The sequence below is a fragment of the Chelatococcus reniformis genome (assembly GCF_014640075.1).
GTDB classification, from domain to species: Bacteria; Pseudomonadota; Alphaproteobacteria; order Rhizobiales; family Beijerinckiaceae; genus Camelimonas; species Camelimonas reniformis.
The window spans coordinates 131,515-146,860 of the sequence record NZ_BMGG01000007.1 but is presented as its reverse complement, the minus strand read 5'-3'; the positions used below and the strand labels follow the sequence as shown (position 1 = coordinate 146,860).

Sequence of the window (15,346 nt, the reverse complement as noted above, 5' to 3'; positions counted from 1 at the left end):
GGCGTGAGCGGGACAATGCGCGAGACGCAACCGCATCGCCGGCGCCCGCAGCGCAAGCAGAGGGAGGACGCAATGCCATCAATCGACAATCTCACGTCCGCGGCGCTGTCGTCCGTCTGCGGCGACGACGGCGAATTCGCCCTGGCCGCGCGCCACTGGACGGGCGGGCTGCGGCTGGAGGCGCCCGGGCGCACGGCAGGCCTGACGGTGACCGCGGGCCGGATCGGGCCAGGCGAGCCAGCTAAGGACGCGCCCGGGGTGATCACGCTGGCGGCGGCGGAGCCGGTGTGGGAGAAGCTGATCGCCGGCACGCCGCCGCGCTTCTACAACGACATCTTCGGCATCATGGCCCTCGGCGAGATGACGCTCGAAGCCGATCCGGTCCAGTTCGCCCAATACTACCCCGCCGTCATGCGGGCGATCGAGCTGCTGCGACCGGCCCTGGCGGCAGCCGCCGCGGCCCCCGCCGCCGTCCGGACCGGCACGTTCGACAGCCCAGTCGGCCGCTACATTCATCTGGACGTCGAGAGCCAGAGCTACCGCGTCTATTTCGAGGAGGCAGGTGCCGGCATTCCGCTGCTCCTGCAGCACACCGCGGGCTGCCATGGCTCCCAGTGGCGCCACCTGTTCGAGTGCAAGGCGATCACCGACCACTTCCGGCTGATCGCCTACGACATGCCCTTCCACGGCAAGTCGCTGCCGCCGGTGGGGCCGAAGTGGTGGGCGAACGAGTACCGCCTGACCGCGAGCTTTGCGCGCGCCCTGCCCGTCGCGCTCGCGGGCGCGCTGGCCCTCGACCGCCCGGTGTTCATGGGCTGCTCGGTAGGCGGCCTCCTCGCCCTGGACCTCGCCCGCCACCATGCCGAGACGTTCGGCGCGGTGATCTCGCTGGAGGGCGCACTCAAGATCGAGACCGACATCAACGAGCTCGACGCGCTCTGGCATCCCCAGGTGAGCAACGAATACAAAGCGCGACTGATGAACGCCTTGATGAGCCCGACCTCGCCGGAGGCCTATCGCAAGGAGACGAGCCAGGTCTACGCCGCCGGATGGCCGCCAGCTTTTCTCGGCGACCTCTACTATTATCTGGTCGATTACGATCTGCGCCAGGCGGCGGGCCGCATCGATACATCGAAGGTCCCGGTCCACATCCTGTCGGGCGAATACGATGCCAGCGGCACGATGGAGCATGGCCAGGCTGCCCACGCGGCGATCCCCGGATCGACCTGGACCGCGATGAACGACATCGGTCACTTCCCCATGTCGGAGAACCCGGACGTCTTCGTCGAATATCTGTTGCCGGTCCTGAAACAGATCCGCGCCCAGCGCGGCGCATAGGCACGAGCCGCGCGGTGGGAGCGGTGCCCGCGGGGCCGTGATCATCGCCGCGCCGGGGGCGGTAGCCGCCCGCCCGGGCAGCGAACAATCATCTCCAAGCAGAAGAGCCCGCGCCGATGGTGGCCGAGACATTCGATTTCATCGTCATAGGGGCGGGCTCCGCCGGGTGCGTGCTGGCCAACCGGCTGTCGGCGGACCCGCGCCACCGGGTGCTGTTGCTGGAGGCGGGGCCGCGCGACACCAGCATGTGGATCCACATCCCGGCGGGCATGCAACGCGTCTTCCTCGACACCCGCATCAACTGGGCCTATTCCACCGAACCGGAGCCCAACCTCAACGGCCGCACCGTCTATTGGCCGCGCGGCAAGACGCTGGGCGGCTCGAGCGCCATCAACGGCATGGCCTATGTGCGAGGCCAGCCGGAAGACTACGATCAGTGGGCGCAGTCGGGCGCCAAGGGCTGGTCCTGGGACGACGTGCTGCCGTATTTCAGGAGGAGCGAGAGCTACTGGGGCGGCGCCAGCCGGCTCCACGGCAGCGACGGCAACGTGCGCGTCACCAGCACCGCCCATCGCCAGCCGCCCGGATCCTCTATCCACCGGGCGACCCGGGCCTTCATCGACGCGGGCCTCGCCGCCGGGCTGCCGCTGAACACCGACTTCAACGGCGCGAAGCAGGACGGGATCGGCTGGATCGATCACACCATCGACAACCGGGGGCGCCGGCACACGACGGCGACCGCCTATCTGCGCTCCATCGATGCGCGGCCCAACCTGTCCATCTGGACCGAGGCGATGGTCGAACGGATCGTCACCGAGAGCGGACGGGCGATTGCCGTCGACGTCGCCCGCGATGGCCAGACGAAGCGCGTCGGTTGCACCGGCGAAATCATCCTGTCGGCCGGCGCCGTCAATTCACCGCAGATCCTGATGCTGTCCGGCATCGGACCGGGCGAGCATCTCAAGGAATGGGGCATCGAGGTCGCCCGTCACAGCCCGCGCGTCGGCCAGAACCTGCAGGACCACATGTATGTGCACTGGGTGCACGAGGTGAAGCCGGGGTTCAGCTTCAATGCCGAGACGCGCGGCGTGCGGCTGCTGCCCCATATCCTGCGCTATTACGCGCGCGGCAGCGGCCTGCTCACCACCGGTTCCAGCAGCGCCTATATCTTCTGCCGGTCGCTCCCCGGCGCCGACACGCCCGACACGCAGATCGGCTTTCGCGCCTACAGCACCGAGGCGATGGTCTCGGGCACGCCGGGAGACCACACGTTTCCTGGCTGGTCGGCATCGGTGTCGTATCTGCGGCCCAAGTCGCGCGGCCAGATCCGGCTCAAGGCGGCGGCGCCGGCCGCGGCCCCCGCCATCCACGCCAACTACCTGTCGCATCACAGCGATCTCGCCGCGCTGATGAGCGCCCTGCGGCTGGTCGACACCATCTATGCCTCGCCCCAGATCCGCGAGGTCCTCGTCAAGCGACTCGCGCCGGCGGAGGGCATCGACGTCGGCGACGACGGGGAACTGGAGGCCTATATCCGCGGCTGCGCCAACACGATGTACCACCCGGTGGGGACGTGCGCCATGGGCGCAGGCGAGGATGCGGTGGTCGACGAGCGTCTGCGCGTGCGCGGCGTCGGTGGCCTGCGCGTCGCCGACGCGTCGATCATGCCGACCATCGTCTCGGGCAACACCAATGCTCCGGCCATCATGATCGGCGAGAAAGCCGCCGATATGGTGCTGCAGGATATGCGTCGATAGAACAACCGAAGATCAGGCGGCTCTGCCCGAGTGGGATCTCGAGCAAATATTGATCTCGCGCAGACTCTGCGGACGATCTGCCGATCCTAACTACAGAGCTGCCACGACTGCTCAGTGACAGATCTAACCCTGCACTCGACACGCTTTCGCGCTGCATCGGGGCAGCGTCACGCGCTCGGGCCGTGGCCCGGCCGCAAGCGCCGAAGCCGCCGCCGGCAAATCGCTCCGGCCACTACACGCCTCCGCGCTCGTGGCGGACGCATAAACCTGGGTGGGAACCATGATAGCTCGTGCTTTACTTGGGCTCGTCGGCTCGCTTGCCGTCAGCGCCGCTTCTGCGGCGGGCGGGACGGCGATGGACGCGGCCTACGACCCCGGTGCCAGCAATACCGAGATCCGGATCGGCCAGACCATGCCCTACAGCGGCCCGCAGTCGGTGCTGGCGCTCCAGGGCACGGTGATGACGGCCTACTTCAACGATCTGAACAGCCGCGGCGGCATCAACGGACGGATGGTCAACCTGATCTCGCTCGACGATGGCTACAGTCCACCCAAGACGGTGGAGCAGACGCGCAAGCTCGTCGAGGGCGAGGAGGTGCTGTTCATCGCCGGCTCACTGGGCACGCCCACCAACGCCGCCATCCAGGCCTATCTGAACGCCAAGCGCATTCCCCACCTCTTGATCGGCAGCGGCAGCTCGAAGTGGCACAACCCGGACAAGTTCCGCTGGAGCATGACCTTCTATCCCTCGTACCGGCGCGAGGCGCAGGCCTATGCCAGTTACATCAAGGCGACCAATCCGGGCGCCAACATCGCCGTGCTCTACCAGAACGACGATTCCGGGCGCGACTTCCTGGCCGACCTGAAGAAGAGCCTGGGGGACGACTTCAAGGGTCGCATCGTCTCCCAGATCGGGTTCGAGGTCGCAGACCCCACGGTCGACTCGCCACTGCTGAACATGAAGGCGGCCGGCAGCGACGTCCTCGTCTTCGCCGGGCCGCCGAAATTCGCCGTCCAGGCGATCCGCCGCGCCCATGAGATCGGCTGGGAGCCGCTGCGCCTCTTCTGGAGCCCGGCCACCTCGATCGCCGGCGTGTTCCAGCCGGCGGGACTCGCGCTGGCGAAGGGCATCGTCTCGGCGCTGGCGTTCAAGGCGCCGCTCGATCCCGTCTGGGCGGAGACACCCGACGTCAAGGACTACCTGGCCTTCATGCGCAGGGTGGGGCTCGATGGCCGCGCCGACGACGCGAGCGCGGCCTACGGCTACGCCTCGGCGGCGATGCTGCGGCGAATCCTAGAGGCCGCCGGCAACCGGCTGACGCGCGAGCACATCCTCGAGATCGCGACGAGCCTCGACGCGGTGGATTTTCCGATGGTGCTGCCCGGCATCGCGCTGCGCAGCACGCCGCAGGACTACGACACCTTCAAGTCGCTGAAGATCCAGCGGTTCAACGGCAAGAGCTGGGAGGTGCCGGCCCCCTAGATGTCGCGCGCCACAACCGAACCTCCCGGCGTCCGCTGCGTTGTCGCCAGGACGCGTGTTGAGCAGGACGCGCGCTGGGCGCGACGCGATGCGGCGACGGAGGACCCGATGCTGAGCGGAGGCTGCTACTGCGGGCAGGTGCGCTACGACGCCGAGGCACCGCCCTTCCACGCAACGCTATGCCATTGCGCCGACTGCCGCCGGATCGCCGGGGCCGCTTCGGTCGCCTGGTTCAGCGTGCCCCGCGCCAGCTTCCACTTCACCGCCACGGCGCCGGCGAGCTTCCGCTCCAGCCCGCGGGTGACACGGCGTTTCTGCGGAAGCTGCGGCACGGCGCTGACCTATGAGCACGACGGCCTGCCGGACGAGATCGACGTGACCACGGCGAGCCTCGACGATCCCGAGGCCGCGGCGCCCAGGGACCACACATGGACGGCCGAGAAGCTGCGCTGGGAGCCACTGTGCGACAGCCTGCCGGTCTTCCCCGGTCCGTGGGACGGAATTTAGGCCACGCGGGACGCCGCTGCCGGGACTGTTTCGCCCGCACGGCCCTCTCGCTCCGGCGCCAGCGCGACACCAACGGGCCACGGAACGACATCGTCGCGCAGCCAGCCCAGAGTCGCCGGCCAGAAGCCGTCGCGGTGGCGGGCGTGGAACAGGCTGAAGTGGCCGATCGCGTCGTAGCCGAGGTCGCGCGGGGTCAGCATCACCTGCCGGCGCTCGCTGCCGCGGTAGTAGGCGAGCGTGCGAGCAATGGCCTGCGGCGTGCCGAACTCGTCGTCGCTGACGCCGATCGCGAGAATCGGTGCCGTCACCGCGGCGAAGCGGCCCAGGATTGGCTCGCGCTCGCGGACCGGGTAGCTCCATTCGAAGCGGGCGCGGCGCCGGCACCATTCGAAGGCGACGCCCGCCGGCAGATCCTCCAGCCAGCCCAGCCGCTTGCCCGGAAGAAAGCCGAGGGTGGCCGTGATCGCCGGCATCGCCAGGTGCCACTTGAGCAGCAGCCGGGCGCGGGCGGCGGCGGCATAGTCGCGCCAATAGGCGTATTGCGCGCCCATGGTGAGCAGGCGGTCGACGTGGACGGCGGCGGGCGCGAAGCCCACCAGCATGCCGCCGATGCTGTGGCCCACGACCCAGAGGCGGCCATGCGGATCACGCTGCTTGGCCCAAACCGCCGCCGCATCGAAGTCCAGCTCGCCCCAGTCGCGCCAGCGGATGGCGCTGCCGCGCAGCCGCGGCGGCCGCGAGGCGCCGATGCCGCGGTAGTCATAGGTGACGACCGCGAAGCCCTGCTCGGCGAGCCAGCGGGCGTAAGCGTGGTAGTAGCGCGCAAGCACGCCGGTGGCGGGATTGACGATGACGGTGGCCGCCGCGCGCTCCGACTCGCTGGCCCAAAGGTGACCGCCGAGGCGATAGCCGTCGCGGCAGGTGATGGTGATGGGCTGCGGATCCATGGGCGTCAGGCGCTCGCGGGCATGGCTTGAGGGGGCGCTGGCTGGGACGAGCCGTCGCCCGGCCGGTCCTTGATGGCGAAATGAAGCAGCGCGGCCACGAGTCCCGCCGCCGCCGTCGCCGCCCAGATGAAGGTGTAGGAGCCTGTGGCGTCGAAGACGGCGCCCCCCAGCCAGGCGCCGAGGAAGGAGCCGACCTGGTGGCTGAGGAAGCAGACGCCGAACAGGGTGCCCAGGTGACGCAGGCCGAAGAACTTGGCCACCAGCCCGCTGGTCAGCGGCACGGTGCCGAGCCAGGTCAGCCCCATCACCGCGGCGAAGATCACCACGGAGGCAGTGGAGGGGGGCAGCGCCAGGAAGACGGCGATGGCGGCGCCGCGGATCAGGTAGAGCCAGCCGAGCACATACTGCTGCCGGAAGCGGCCGCCGAGCCAGCCGCAGGCCCAGCTGCCGGCCATGTTGAACAGCCCGATCAGCGCCAGCGCGGTGGCCCCCAGCGACGGCGGCATGTGGCAGAGGGTCAGATAGCCCGGCAGATAGGTGGCGATGAAGGCGAGCTGGAAGCCGCACGTGAAGAAGCCGAGGGTCAACAGCTGGAAGCCCCGATGCCGGGCCGCCTCGGTCAGCGCCTCGCCGAGCGGCACGGCGGCGGGCCCCGCCGCCGGAGCCGTGGCGTCACGGCGATCGAGGAGCAGGCCGAGCGGCGCCGCGAGCAGCACGATGGCGGCGAGGACGAGCAATGAATTGGTGAGCCCGGCCAGCTCGGTCGCGGTCTGCGCCACGGGCACCATCAGCACCTGCCCGAGCGAGCCGCCGGCGCTGGCGATCCCCATGGCCATGCTGCGCCTTTCCGCCGAAACGGCACGTCCGACCGCCGCCAGCACCACGCCGAAGCTGGTGCAGCTGATGCCGATGCCGACGAGCAGACCGATGCCCGCGATCAGCATCCCGCCCGACCCGGCGAACGCCGCGAGAGCGAGGCCGGCGGCGAGGGCGACGACACCGAAGCCGGCGACCGGCGCGGCGCCGTAGCGGTCGGCGGCGGCCCCGGCAAAAGGTTGCGCCACCCCCCAGACCAGATTGTGCAGAGCGATGGCGAGCGCGAACTGGGTGACGGGAATGGCCCGCTCGAGCGCGAAGGGAGCGAGATAGAGCCCGAACGTCTGGCGGACGCCCATGGCGGCGCTGAGGATCAGGGCGCCGGCGACCATGACGAGGGTCGCGTTGCTCACCATGGGTGCGGAGCGTCTGGTCGCGGATGCCAAGGCCATGGGGCCCTCCTTGGCCCGTGAACATGGCAGAGCCGTCCCCGTCCCGGCAAAGGAGAAGGTTTCGACGATGGATGAAGGATCTTCATCCGAGCGGGCGGGAGGGCCACTCATGGTCCCGCCGCGGCGGTGACGGCGTCCGCGTCCGAGGCCTGCGCCTCCTTCAGCAGCCAGGCCTTGAAGGCACGCAGATCGGAGCGCTGGTCGGCACCGTCGGCGCTCACCAGCCAATAGGCCGTGTCACCGCTGATCGGCTGCGCCGCCACTTCGACCAAGGCTCCGCTGGCGAGCTCGCGATCGACCAGTGGCCGGCGGCCGAGCGCAACGCCGAGGCCGGCGGCGGCGGCTTCGAAGGCGAGGTGGAACTCGTCGAAGCGCAGGCCGCCTGCGATCTCGACCTCCCCTAATTCGTGTACGTCGAACCAGGCCTGCCAGTCCTCGCTCGCGGTCATGACGTGGATCAGCGAGGCGCGGCCGAGATCCACATGCCCCGCCCCATCGCCCAGCCGGGCGCGATAGGCCGGACTGCACACGGGGATCAGCCGCTGGCCGAAGAGCCGGGTCCAGCGGGCGCCGACGGCCGGCGCCCGGCTCAGGCGGATGGCGAAATCGAAACCGTCGACAGGAAAGCCCACCTGCCGGTGCGATGTGTCGACGGTCACGCCGACCTGCGGCCAGCGGCTCTGGAATCGCTGCAGCCGCGGCAACAGCCAGCGCGCGGCGAGCGTCGGCGCGCAGCTCACGGCAAGCGCACGGGCTCCGCGCCCGGCCGGCAGGCGCTGGGTGCCGATCGCGATCAGCGACAGAGCCTCCGCGACATAGGGCAGATAGTCGGCGCCCGCCGCCGTCAGCGACAGCGTGCGCCCGTTGCGCGCAAAGAGCGTGACGCCGAGCGCCTGTTCCAGGCCGACGATGCCGTGGCTCACGGCACTGGGCGTCACGTTGAGCTCGGCGGCGGCGAGCTTGAAGCTCTTGTGGCGCCCCGCCGCTTCGAAGAAGCGCAGGGCCGGCAGCGGGGGGAGACGAAGCGCCATCACATACCCGTCCGGAGATGCACACCACAGACAACGAGACGGAGCATTCCTAGAGCCTTTCCGCGTTTCTTCGAATCGCCGAAATGCTCTATCTGCTTGACTTGTCGCGTTTTCATCACGCGAACCGGCGTCCACTTCGCTCGAAAAGCTCTAGACGATCCGGCAACGATATCCGCCGAGGATGGTCGTGTCTCATCCCCAGGTCAGCGGGTCCAGTCGAAGATAGAAATCCAGCCGGTCGTTGTCCGGCGTCGAGATCTGGTGGATGTCGAACAAGCGCGCCCGAGCGAGTTGGGCGTCGGCGGGAGAAGACCAGCTTTCGCTCGCATTGGCGAGGAGCAGGGCAAGATCGGCGTAGCGGTCCGCCAGGCCCAACCGGCCAAGATCGATCATCCCCGTACAGCGCAGCGTCTCGGGATCGACCAGAAGGTTTGGCAGGCAGGCGTCGCCGTGACAGACGACGAGGTCGCCGGGCTCCTGCGCCAGCCGCGCCGGCAGGTCGGCCTTCACGTTCGCCAGCAGGATAGCGGGCGGCGTGCCCTTGTCGGCCGGGAGCAGAAAGTCCGCATTGACGGCGGCCCGCGCCACCACGTCGACGGCCCGCCCGAACATGGTGGCAAGGGTCCGCTCGAAAGGGCAGTCCGCGACCGGCACATCGTGCAACGACTTGAGCTGGCGGCAGATCGATGGCCACGCGGCGCTCAGCGCGGCGCCGGAGAGTTCAGCGGCCGACACGCCGGGCACGGCGGCCGTGACGAGGCACGCGCCAAGCTCGCAATGAAGCCAGTCGATCACCGCCGGCGACCCAAGACCCATGCCGGCGAGCCATTCCGTCCGGCGCCGCTCATCCTCGAGGCGCGCCGCACCACGGCGGTCCGACAGCTTGGCATAGGCCGACCCGTCGCTGCGCCGAAAAACCTGGTCTGTGGATTCGCCCGTCTCGACCCGCGCCCAGCGGTGTCCCGGCGGGGCGTTCGGAAGCAGCCGTTCGAGGGGTGTCGTGGCCATGGGATCGCGTTTACAGAGAGAGTTCAGTCCGCGCCAGCGCGTGGACGCCGGGCGCGCCGGCCGGCCTGGGGCCTGCGGGGCTCACCGAGCTCGATCCAGGCCGGCGCGTGATCGCTCGCCTTCTCCCAGCCGCGCACGTCGCGGTCGACCCCCGCCGCGGCCAGGCGATCGGCAAGCGACGGACTGAGCAGCAGATGGTCCAGCCGCAGCCCGGCATTTCGGCCCCAAGCGTTCCGAAAATAGTCCCAGAAGGTATAGATGCGCTCGCCCGGATGCAGGCTGCGCACCGCATCGGTCCACCCCTGCGCCAGCAGGCGCTGATAGGCGTCGCGCACCTCGGGCCGAAACAGCGCGTCGCCCTCCCAGCGCTCGGGTTTGTAGACGTCGAGGTCCGTGGGCATGACATTGAAATCGCCGGCGAGGACGACCGGCGCGGTGCTCCCCAGCAGGTCGGCGGCGTGGGCGATGAGGCGCTCGAACCAGGCGAGCTTGTAGGCGAACTTCGGCCCCGGCGCCGGATTGCCGTTCGGCAGATAGAGACAAGCGACGAGCACGCCGCGCACCGCCGCCTCGATGTAACGGCTATGGCTGTCGTCACTGTCGCCGGGCAGCGCGCGGCGCGTCTCCAGCGGCTCTGCGCCGCGGGCAAGGATCGCGACGCCGTTCCAGCTCTTCTGTCCGTGCCAGACCGCCCCGTAGCCGGCCGCCTCCAGGGCGCGGCGCGGGAACTTCTCGTCGGGCGCCTTCAGCTCCTGCAGGCAGACCACATCCGGCTCCGCCTCGGCGAGCCAGCCCAACAGCACCGGCAGGCGTCCATTGATGCCGTTGACGTTGAAGGTGGCAATTTTCATGGGAGGAAGCGCGGCGGGTCTGGCGGTCGAGGGGCGCGTCGAGCCCAACAATCGCCCGGGCAAGGTCGTTCTTGCAATAGTGTATATACACTATTATATCGCTGGCGGGTGGCGCGCCGGCCTCGGCCTGCAAGGCATCACGCCCCGCAACAGGAGACGTCACGCCGATGAGCCAAGCCGTCATCGCGGGCTATGCCCGCACCCCGTTCCATTTCGCCCGCAAGGGCGCGCTGACCGGCGTGCGGCCGGACGACCTGGCCGCCGTGGCCATCAAGGGCCTGGTGGAGCGTACCGGCCTCGATCCCGCCGGCATCGACGACGTCATCCTGGGCTGCGCCTATCCGGAGGCCGAGCAGGGCAGCAACATCGCCCGCATCGCGCTGCTGCTGGCCGGGCTGCCGATCGAGGTGCCCGGCATGACCCTCAACCGCTTCTGCGGCTCGTCCATGTCGGCGATCCACGTGGCCGCCGGGCAGATCGCCATCGGCGCGGGCGAGGCCTTCATCTGCGGCGGCGTGGAGTCCATGACGCGGGTGCCACAGGGCGGCTTCAACGCTTCGCCCAACCCCCGCTTTGCGGGGCCGGACCCGGTGATCGACGCCTATATCGCCATGGGCGAGACGGCCGAGAACGTGGCCGAACGCTACGGCATCACCCGCGCCGACCAGGAAGAGTTGGCTTACGCCTCACAGCAGAAGGCGGCCGAGGCCCAGGCGAGCGGACGCCTCATCGACGAGATCGTGCCGGTCACCACGGCCGAGGGCGTGATCGAGGCCGACGGCTGCCTGCGCCCGCAGACCACGCGGGAGGGGCTCGCCGGGCTCAAGCCCGCCTTCCGCCCCAACGGCAGCGTCACCGCCGGCACGGCTTCCCCCCTCACCGACGGCGCCTCGGCGGTGCTGGTGTGCAGCGAGGACTATGCCCGCGCCCACGGCCTCGCCATCTTGGCCCGCATCCGCGCCGTCGCCGCGGCGGGCTGCCCGCCGGAGGTCATGGGCATGGGGCCGGTGCCGGCCACCCTGAAGGCGCTGGCGCGGGCTGGGCTCACCATCGACGACATCGATGTGGTCGAGATCAACGAAGCGTTCGGCAGCCAGGCCGTCGCCTGCCTGCGCGAGCTCGACATCCCCGAGGACAAGGTCAACCTCGACGGCGGCGGCATCGCCATCGGCCACCCGCTCGGCGCCACTGGCGCCCGCATCACGGCCAAGGCGGCCCAGCTCATGAAGCGCCGGGGCGCGCGACTCGCGCTCTCCACCCAATGCGTCGGCGGCGGCCAGGGGGTGGCGACCATCCTGGAGGCGGTGTGACGTCCGTCGCGCCGGCGCTCGCACGCGTCAACGCCCGGCTTGACCTGGCTTGACCCGACCGTTCAGGCCCGCTGCCGAACGTCAATGCACCGCCTCGGGGAGGTGGCGCAGCTTGTCCGGGTTGCGCATGACGTAGACGGCCTTGATCCTGCCGTCCTCGATCTCGAGGGCCGTTGTCTGCAACGTGTCACCCTCGAGCGTGATGAAGCCCGGCAGGCCGTTGATGGTGGCGTAGCGCACCATGCGCGACATTGTCTCGGCGAAGGCCTGGGCCAGCGAGCCGTGAAACGCCATGACGGCGTCGACACCCTCGATCGGCCGGCCGACCGCCGGCTTCTTGCCGCCACCGTCGGCCTGGACCACCACGTCGGCGGCCAGCAGGCGCCGCAGGCCATCCATGTCGCCGCTGCGCGAGGCCGCGAAGAAGGCGGCGGCGATCTCCAGCCCGCGCTGCCTGGGCACCTCGGAGCGGGGACGGGCGCCGCGCACATGGGTGCGGGCGCGGCTGGCCAGCTGCCGGCAGGCGGCCGCCTCCCGCCCGATGGTCTCGGCGATCTCGTCGAAGCCCAGACCGAAGACATCGTGCAGCAGGAAGGCCGCCCGCTCCAGCGGGGTCAGCCGCTCCAGTGCCAGCATCAAGGGCAGGGTCACGTCCTCGTCGACCTCCTCCTCCGCCGGCTCCACCACCGGCTCCGGCAGCCACGGGCCGACATAGGTCTCGCGCCGATGCCGCGCCGACTTCAGCTGATCGAGGCAGAGGCGCGTCACCACCCGCCGCAGGAACGCCTCCGGCTCGTGCACTGCGCCGCGGTCGGCGGCGAACCAGCGGATGAACGCCTCCTGCACCACGTCCTCCGCGTCCGCGACCGAGCCCAGCATGCGATAGGCGATGCGGATGAGCTTCGGCCGCAGCGGGTCGAAGCTTGCGGCGGCGTTCGCCTGCGGGCTGGAGGGCTGGGTAGGTGCTGGCATAGCTTGGTCCTTCTGGCCTGATCTCGTCTCCTCAAGACGAGGCGGCGGCAGCGAATGTGACATGCGGCCGCCTCAGCGCGGCTTGATCCACGGCGGGCTAGCGAAGGTCTCGGTGTTGTAGGGCTCGGGCGCGATCAGCGCGAGGTCGCGGCGCACGTCGCGCACCTGGTAGAACAGGTGCGGCATGCCGAGCGAGGGATCGTGGGCCAAGTCCGGATAGGGCACCGCCGCCTGCCAGTCGGCGTGATAGCGGATGATGCCGACCACGCCGCGGTAGATGGTGTTGCGCAGGGCGTGGGCCACCTTGCGGTTCTGGGCGACATCCCCCGGGGCGCCGGAGCCGCCGGCGATGGAGGCGGCGATGGCGTAGTGGTGCATGGCGCTGTAGGGCTGGCAGCCGACCTGGGGCGTGGAGCCATCGCCGAAGCGGGCGAAGTAGCGGCGGGCGAAGCGCTGGCCCATCTCGTCTCGCAGCAGCCCGATGACGGTGCTGACGATGACGCCGACGCCCTTGTCCTGGGCGATGTCGATGAACGACTGATGCATGGCGCCATACTGGAGGTAGACGATGGCGTCGATCGGCTTCTCCATGAACTGCAACTGGAAGTGAGCGAGATCGCCGGCGTAGAAGTGGGTGTTGACCACCACCGCGGGATCGACGGCCCGCACCTCACCCAGCACCTCGCGCCAGTCGGTGGTGGGAGTCTCGACGATGCGCGGCCCCAGCGCCACGCGCCAGCCGAACTGGGAGGCGACGCTCGCCATCGCGTTGGCGATGACGATGCTGTAGGGCTTGGAGCCCGACACGATGGCCATGCGGTCTGACGAGGGCCGCCACTGGCCGCTGTCTCTGAGCCACGAGATGAACTTGATGAAGCCCTGGCCGTACCAATAGTCGGCCGGATCGCCCATGAAGCAGCCGAAATACCGCTCGGGGTCGCTCGTCACCGTGTCGTGATGCTGCAAGAGCGTATTGTGGTGGATGTAGATGATGCCGGCATCGGCGATCGGCTCGTACTCGGAGTTCTGCGGCCCGATGTTGTAGCCGTTGATGACGGCGTGGACCCCGTGGGTCTCGATGAGCCGGCGCGTCGCCGCCACCACCTCCTCCGCCGACTGGCTGCCAGTGTCGGCGAACACCGGCTTGAGCGGTCGCCCGAGCAGGCCGCCGCGGGCGTTGATCTCCTCGACGGCAAGCACGATGCCCTTGCGGAACTCGGCGCCATCGGCCGCCGACGGGCCCGTGAGCGGCACCATGCTGCCGATCGGAATGGGGGATGCGCCCTCGGACATGGTCGGGCCCCTTGCGGTCTAGAGCGGCGGGTTCGCCGGCGGCGCCGCCGCCAGCCTCGGCTCGAACAGCAGGTTGTGCATCAGCACGCGCAGGCGCGGCGGGCTCACCGGCTTGATCAGGATGGGCAGGCCGGCCTCGCGCACATGGGCGACGACGCGCGGCTCGGTGTCTGCCGTCACCACGATCGCTGGAATGGCGATCCCTGCCGCGCGGCGGATGGCGGCGACGATGGCGACGCCGGTGCGCTGCTTCAAGGTGTAGTCCGCGATGATGAGCCGGGGCGGCGGCCGGCCCGCACCCACCTCGCGTAGCGCTGCCGCTTCGTCGGCGGCCGCCAGCACCTCGATACCCCAGCGCTCCAGCAGCTGCTTCATGGTCTGGCGCAGGACGTCGTCGTCCTCGATCAGCAACACCCGGATGCCGACGAACTCGCCGCCGATGGTCTCGCTGATCTCCGGCTCGCCCATGTCGCTCAACCAGACATTGCCCACCGGCACGGTCACCGCGAAAACCGAGCCTCGGCCGGGCACCGAGCGCAGCGTGACGGGGTGGCCGAGCAGGTCGCCGAGGCGCCGCACGATATTGAGGCCGAGGCCGAGGCCGGTCTTCTGGCGGCGCGCGTTGTCGGGGATGCGGTAGAACTCGTCGAAGATGCGCTCCTGGTGCTCGCTTGCGATGCCGCGGCCGGTGTCGGTCACCTCGATGCGCAGCGCCCGACCGGCACGGCGGCAGCCCACCACGATGCCGCCGAGCTCGGTGTATCGGATAGCGTTGGCCAGCAGGTTGCTGAGGATGCGCTCGAGCAGCGCCCGGTCGGTGGTCACAGTGCTGCGGGAAGACACGAAGCGCAGCGTGAGCCCCTTCTCCTGGGCCTGATGGCGGAACTGGATGGCCAGCCGCTCGAACACCTGGGCCAGTTGGAAGGTGGTCACCCGCGGCTGGATGCGGCCGGCGTCGAGCTGGCCGATCTGCAAAAGCGCGCCGAGCAGGTCCTCCATGACGGAGGCGGCGATGTCCATGGCGTGCAGCATGTCGGCCCGGTGCTCCGGGTCCTGCTCGGACATGCAGCCGTAGATAAGGATCTTCAGGGTGGCCAGGGGCTGTCGCAGGTCGTGGTTGGCGGCACGCAGGAAGCGAGACTTGGCTTCGTCGGTCGCCTCCGCCGCCTCCTTCGCGCGGCGTAGCGCGCCTTCGCTGCGCTTCACCGCGGTGACGTCGTTCACCGTGGTGACCATGCCGCCGGCGGCGATGGCACGCTGGACGACTTCGACCGTGCGGCCGTCGGCGAGCCCGATCTCGTGGCTCTTGTCGACACCGAAGTCGCCCTCCTCCGCGGCGACCCATTCGTCGGCGCCACCGGGCAGGATCCACTCGTTGGACCGGCCGACGAGGCGCAGGAAATCCAAGAAGGCCATGCCATCGTGGATGGCGCCGGGGGCGGGGTTGAGCGCCTCGCGGAAAGCCCGGTTGCAATAGGCGAGCCGCCGTTCGCCGCTCCACACCGCGACGCCCGCCGGAATGGCATCGAGGCCGGTGCGGATCGTGCCGAGCAGGTCGTCTGCGCCGCGATCCGTCACCGG

The 15,346-nt window shown here is 69.7% G+C and carries 13 protein-coding genes; 5 read left to right on the top strand and 8 right to left on the bottom strand.

Annotated features, from left to right (window positions below; all coding sequences use genetic code 11):
- Positions 1 to 72: 72 nt before the first annotated feature.
- From IEW34_RS19465 to IEW34_RS19450, 4 genes are all read left to right on the top strand, one after another.
- Positions 73 to 1,338: an alpha/beta fold hydrolase gene (locus IEW34_RS19465; RefSeq protein ID WP_210324538.1), complete on the top strand. Its 1,266-nt coding sequence runs from the start codon at positions 73 to 75 to the stop codon at positions 1,336 to 1,338.
- A gap of 116 nt (positions 1,339 to 1,454) precedes the next feature.
- Positions 1,455 to 3,095: a GMC family oxidoreductase gene (locus IEW34_RS19460; RefSeq protein WP_188610886.1), complete on the top strand. Its 1,641-nt coding sequence runs from the start codon at positions 1,455 to 1,457 to the stop codon at positions 3,093 to 3,095.
- Between the two features lie 280 nt (positions 3,096 to 3,375).
- Positions 3,376 to 4,578, top strand: a complete 1,203-nt coding sequence (locus tag IEW34_RS19455) for an ABC transporter substrate-binding protein (protein ID WP_188610885.1) — start codon at positions 3,376 to 3,378, stop codon at positions 4,576 to 4,578.
- 108 nt (positions 4,579 to 4,686) lie between these two features.
- Complete coding sequence (locus IEW34_RS19450) at positions 4,687 to 5,085, top strand: GFA family protein (protein ID WP_188610884.1); 399 nt, start codon at positions 4,687 to 4,689, stop codon at positions 5,083 to 5,085.
- On the opposite strand, the gene IEW34_RS19445 is transcribed toward IEW34_RS19450, so the two are convergent.
- The 5 genes from IEW34_RS19445 to xth all read right to left on the bottom strand — a co-directional run bounded on the left by IEW34_RS19445 (position 5,082) and on the right by xth (position 10,190).
- The gene (locus IEW34_RS19445; protein ID WP_188610883.1) at positions 5,082 to 6,032 is read right to left on the bottom strand and encodes an alpha/beta hydrolase family protein; all 951 of its coding nucleotides are present in this window, start codon (positions 6,030 to 6,032) and stop codon (positions 5,082 to 5,084) included. The genes IEW34_RS19450 and IEW34_RS19445 overlap by 4 nt on opposite strands.
- Before the next feature lie 5 nt (positions 6,033 to 6,037).
- Positions 6,038 to 7,300 (bottom strand): MFS transporter, encoded by a 1,263-nt coding sequence (locus tag IEW34_RS19440; protein WP_188610882.1) that lies wholly within the window; start codon positions 7,298 to 7,300, stop codon positions 6,038 to 6,040.
- Between the two features lie 107 nt (positions 7,301 to 7,407).
- Positions 7,408 to 8,331, bottom strand: a complete 924-nt coding sequence (locus tag IEW34_RS19435) for a LysR substrate-binding domain-containing protein (RefSeq protein WP_188610881.1) — start codon at positions 8,329 to 8,331, stop codon at positions 7,408 to 7,410.
- Positions 8,332 to 8,523: 192 nt separating this feature from the next.
- Positions 8,524 to 9,339: an APH(3'') family aminoglycoside O-phosphotransferase gene (locus IEW34_RS19430; protein ID WP_188610880.1), complete on the bottom strand. Its 816-nt coding sequence runs from the start codon at positions 9,337 to 9,339 to the stop codon at positions 8,524 to 8,526.
- Between the two features lie 23 nt (positions 9,340 to 9,362).
- Positions 9,363 to 10,190, bottom strand: coding sequence for an exodeoxyribonuclease III (gene xth, locus IEW34_RS19425; protein WP_188610879.1), 828 nt, complete (start codon positions 10,188 to 10,190; stop codon positions 9,363 to 9,365).
- Positions 10,191 to 10,357: 167 nt separating this feature from the next.
- On the opposite strand from xth, the gene IEW34_RS19420 reads away from it, so the two are divergent.
- Positions 10,358 to 11,500: a thiolase family protein gene (locus IEW34_RS19420; protein WP_188610878.1), complete on the top strand. Its 1,143-nt coding sequence runs from the start codon at positions 10,358 to 10,360 to the stop codon at positions 11,498 to 11,500.
- An 81-nt stretch (positions 11,501 to 11,581) separates the two neighbouring features.
- On the opposite strand, the gene IEW34_RS19415 is transcribed toward IEW34_RS19420, so the two are convergent.
- The 3 genes from IEW34_RS19415 to IEW34_RS19405 form a co-directional block, all read right to left on the bottom strand.
- Positions 11,582 to 12,472 (bottom strand): sigma-70 family RNA polymerase sigma factor, encoded by an 891-nt coding sequence (locus IEW34_RS19415; RefSeq protein ID WP_188610877.1) that lies wholly within the window; start codon positions 12,470 to 12,472, stop codon positions 11,582 to 11,584.
- Positions 12,473 to 12,544: 72 nt separating this feature from the next.
- Positions 12,545 to 13,765: an ABC transporter substrate-binding protein gene (locus tag IEW34_RS19410; RefSeq protein ID WP_188610876.1), complete on the bottom strand. Its 1,221-nt coding sequence runs from the start codon at positions 13,763 to 13,765 to the stop codon at positions 12,545 to 12,547.
- 18 nt (positions 13,766 to 13,783) lie between these two features.
- A complete protein-coding gene (locus IEW34_RS19405; RefSeq protein WP_188610875.1) occupies positions 13,784 to 15,343 on the bottom strand; it encodes a hybrid sensor histidine kinase/response regulator in 1,560 nt (519 codons plus the stop codon).
- Between the last annotated feature and the right edge of the window lie 3 nt (positions 15,344 to 15,346).

Excerpts from the sequence above, each read along its gene's own strand:
- IEW34_RS19410 (WP_188610876.1), bottom strand. The coding sequence starts at position 13,765 with ATGTCCGAGGGCGCATCCCCCATTCCGATCGGCAGCATGGTGCCGCTC.
- IEW34_RS19420 (WP_188610878.1), top strand. The coding sequence starts at position 10,358 with ATGAGCCAAGCCGTCATCGCGGGCTATGCCCGCACCCCGTTCCATTTC.
- IEW34_RS19445 (WP_188610883.1), bottom strand. The coding sequence starts at position 6,032 with ATGGATCCGCAGCCCATCACCATCACCTGCCGCGACGGCTATCGCCTC.
- IEW34_RS19415 (WP_188610877.1), bottom strand. The coding sequence starts at position 12,472 with ATGCCAGCACCTACCCAGCCCTCCAGCCCGCAGGCGAACGCCGCCGCA.
- IEW34_RS19455 (WP_188610885.1), top strand. The coding sequence starts at position 3,376 with ATGATAGCTCGTGCTTTACTTGGGCTCGTCGGCTCGCTTGCCGTCAGC.
- IEW34_RS19450 (WP_188610884.1), top strand. The coding sequence starts at position 4,687 with ATGCTGAGCGGAGGCTGCTACTGCGGGCAGGTGCGCTACGACGCCGAG.
- IEW34_RS19465 (WP_210324538.1), top strand. The coding sequence starts at position 73 with ATGCCATCAATCGACAATCTCACGTCCGCGGCGCTGTCGTCCGTCTGC.
- xth (WP_188610879.1), bottom strand. The coding sequence starts at position 10,190 with ATGAAAATTGCCACCTTCAACGTCAACGGCATCAATGGACGCCTGCCG.
- IEW34_RS19460 (WP_188610886.1), top strand. The coding sequence starts at position 1,455 with ATGGTGGCCGAGACATTCGATTTCATCGTCATAGGGGCGGGCTCCGCC.
- IEW34_RS19430 (WP_188610880.1), bottom strand. The coding sequence starts at position 9,339 with ATGGCCACGACACCCCTCGAACGGCTGCTTCCGAACGCCCCGCCGGGA.
- IEW34_RS19440 (WP_188610882.1), bottom strand. The coding sequence starts at position 7,300 with ATGGCCTTGGCATCCGCGACCAGACGCTCCGCACCCATGGTGAGCAAC.
- IEW34_RS19435 (WP_188610881.1), bottom strand. The coding sequence starts at position 8,331 with ATGGCGCTTCGTCTCCCCCCGCTGCCGGCCCTGCGCTTCTTCGAAGCG.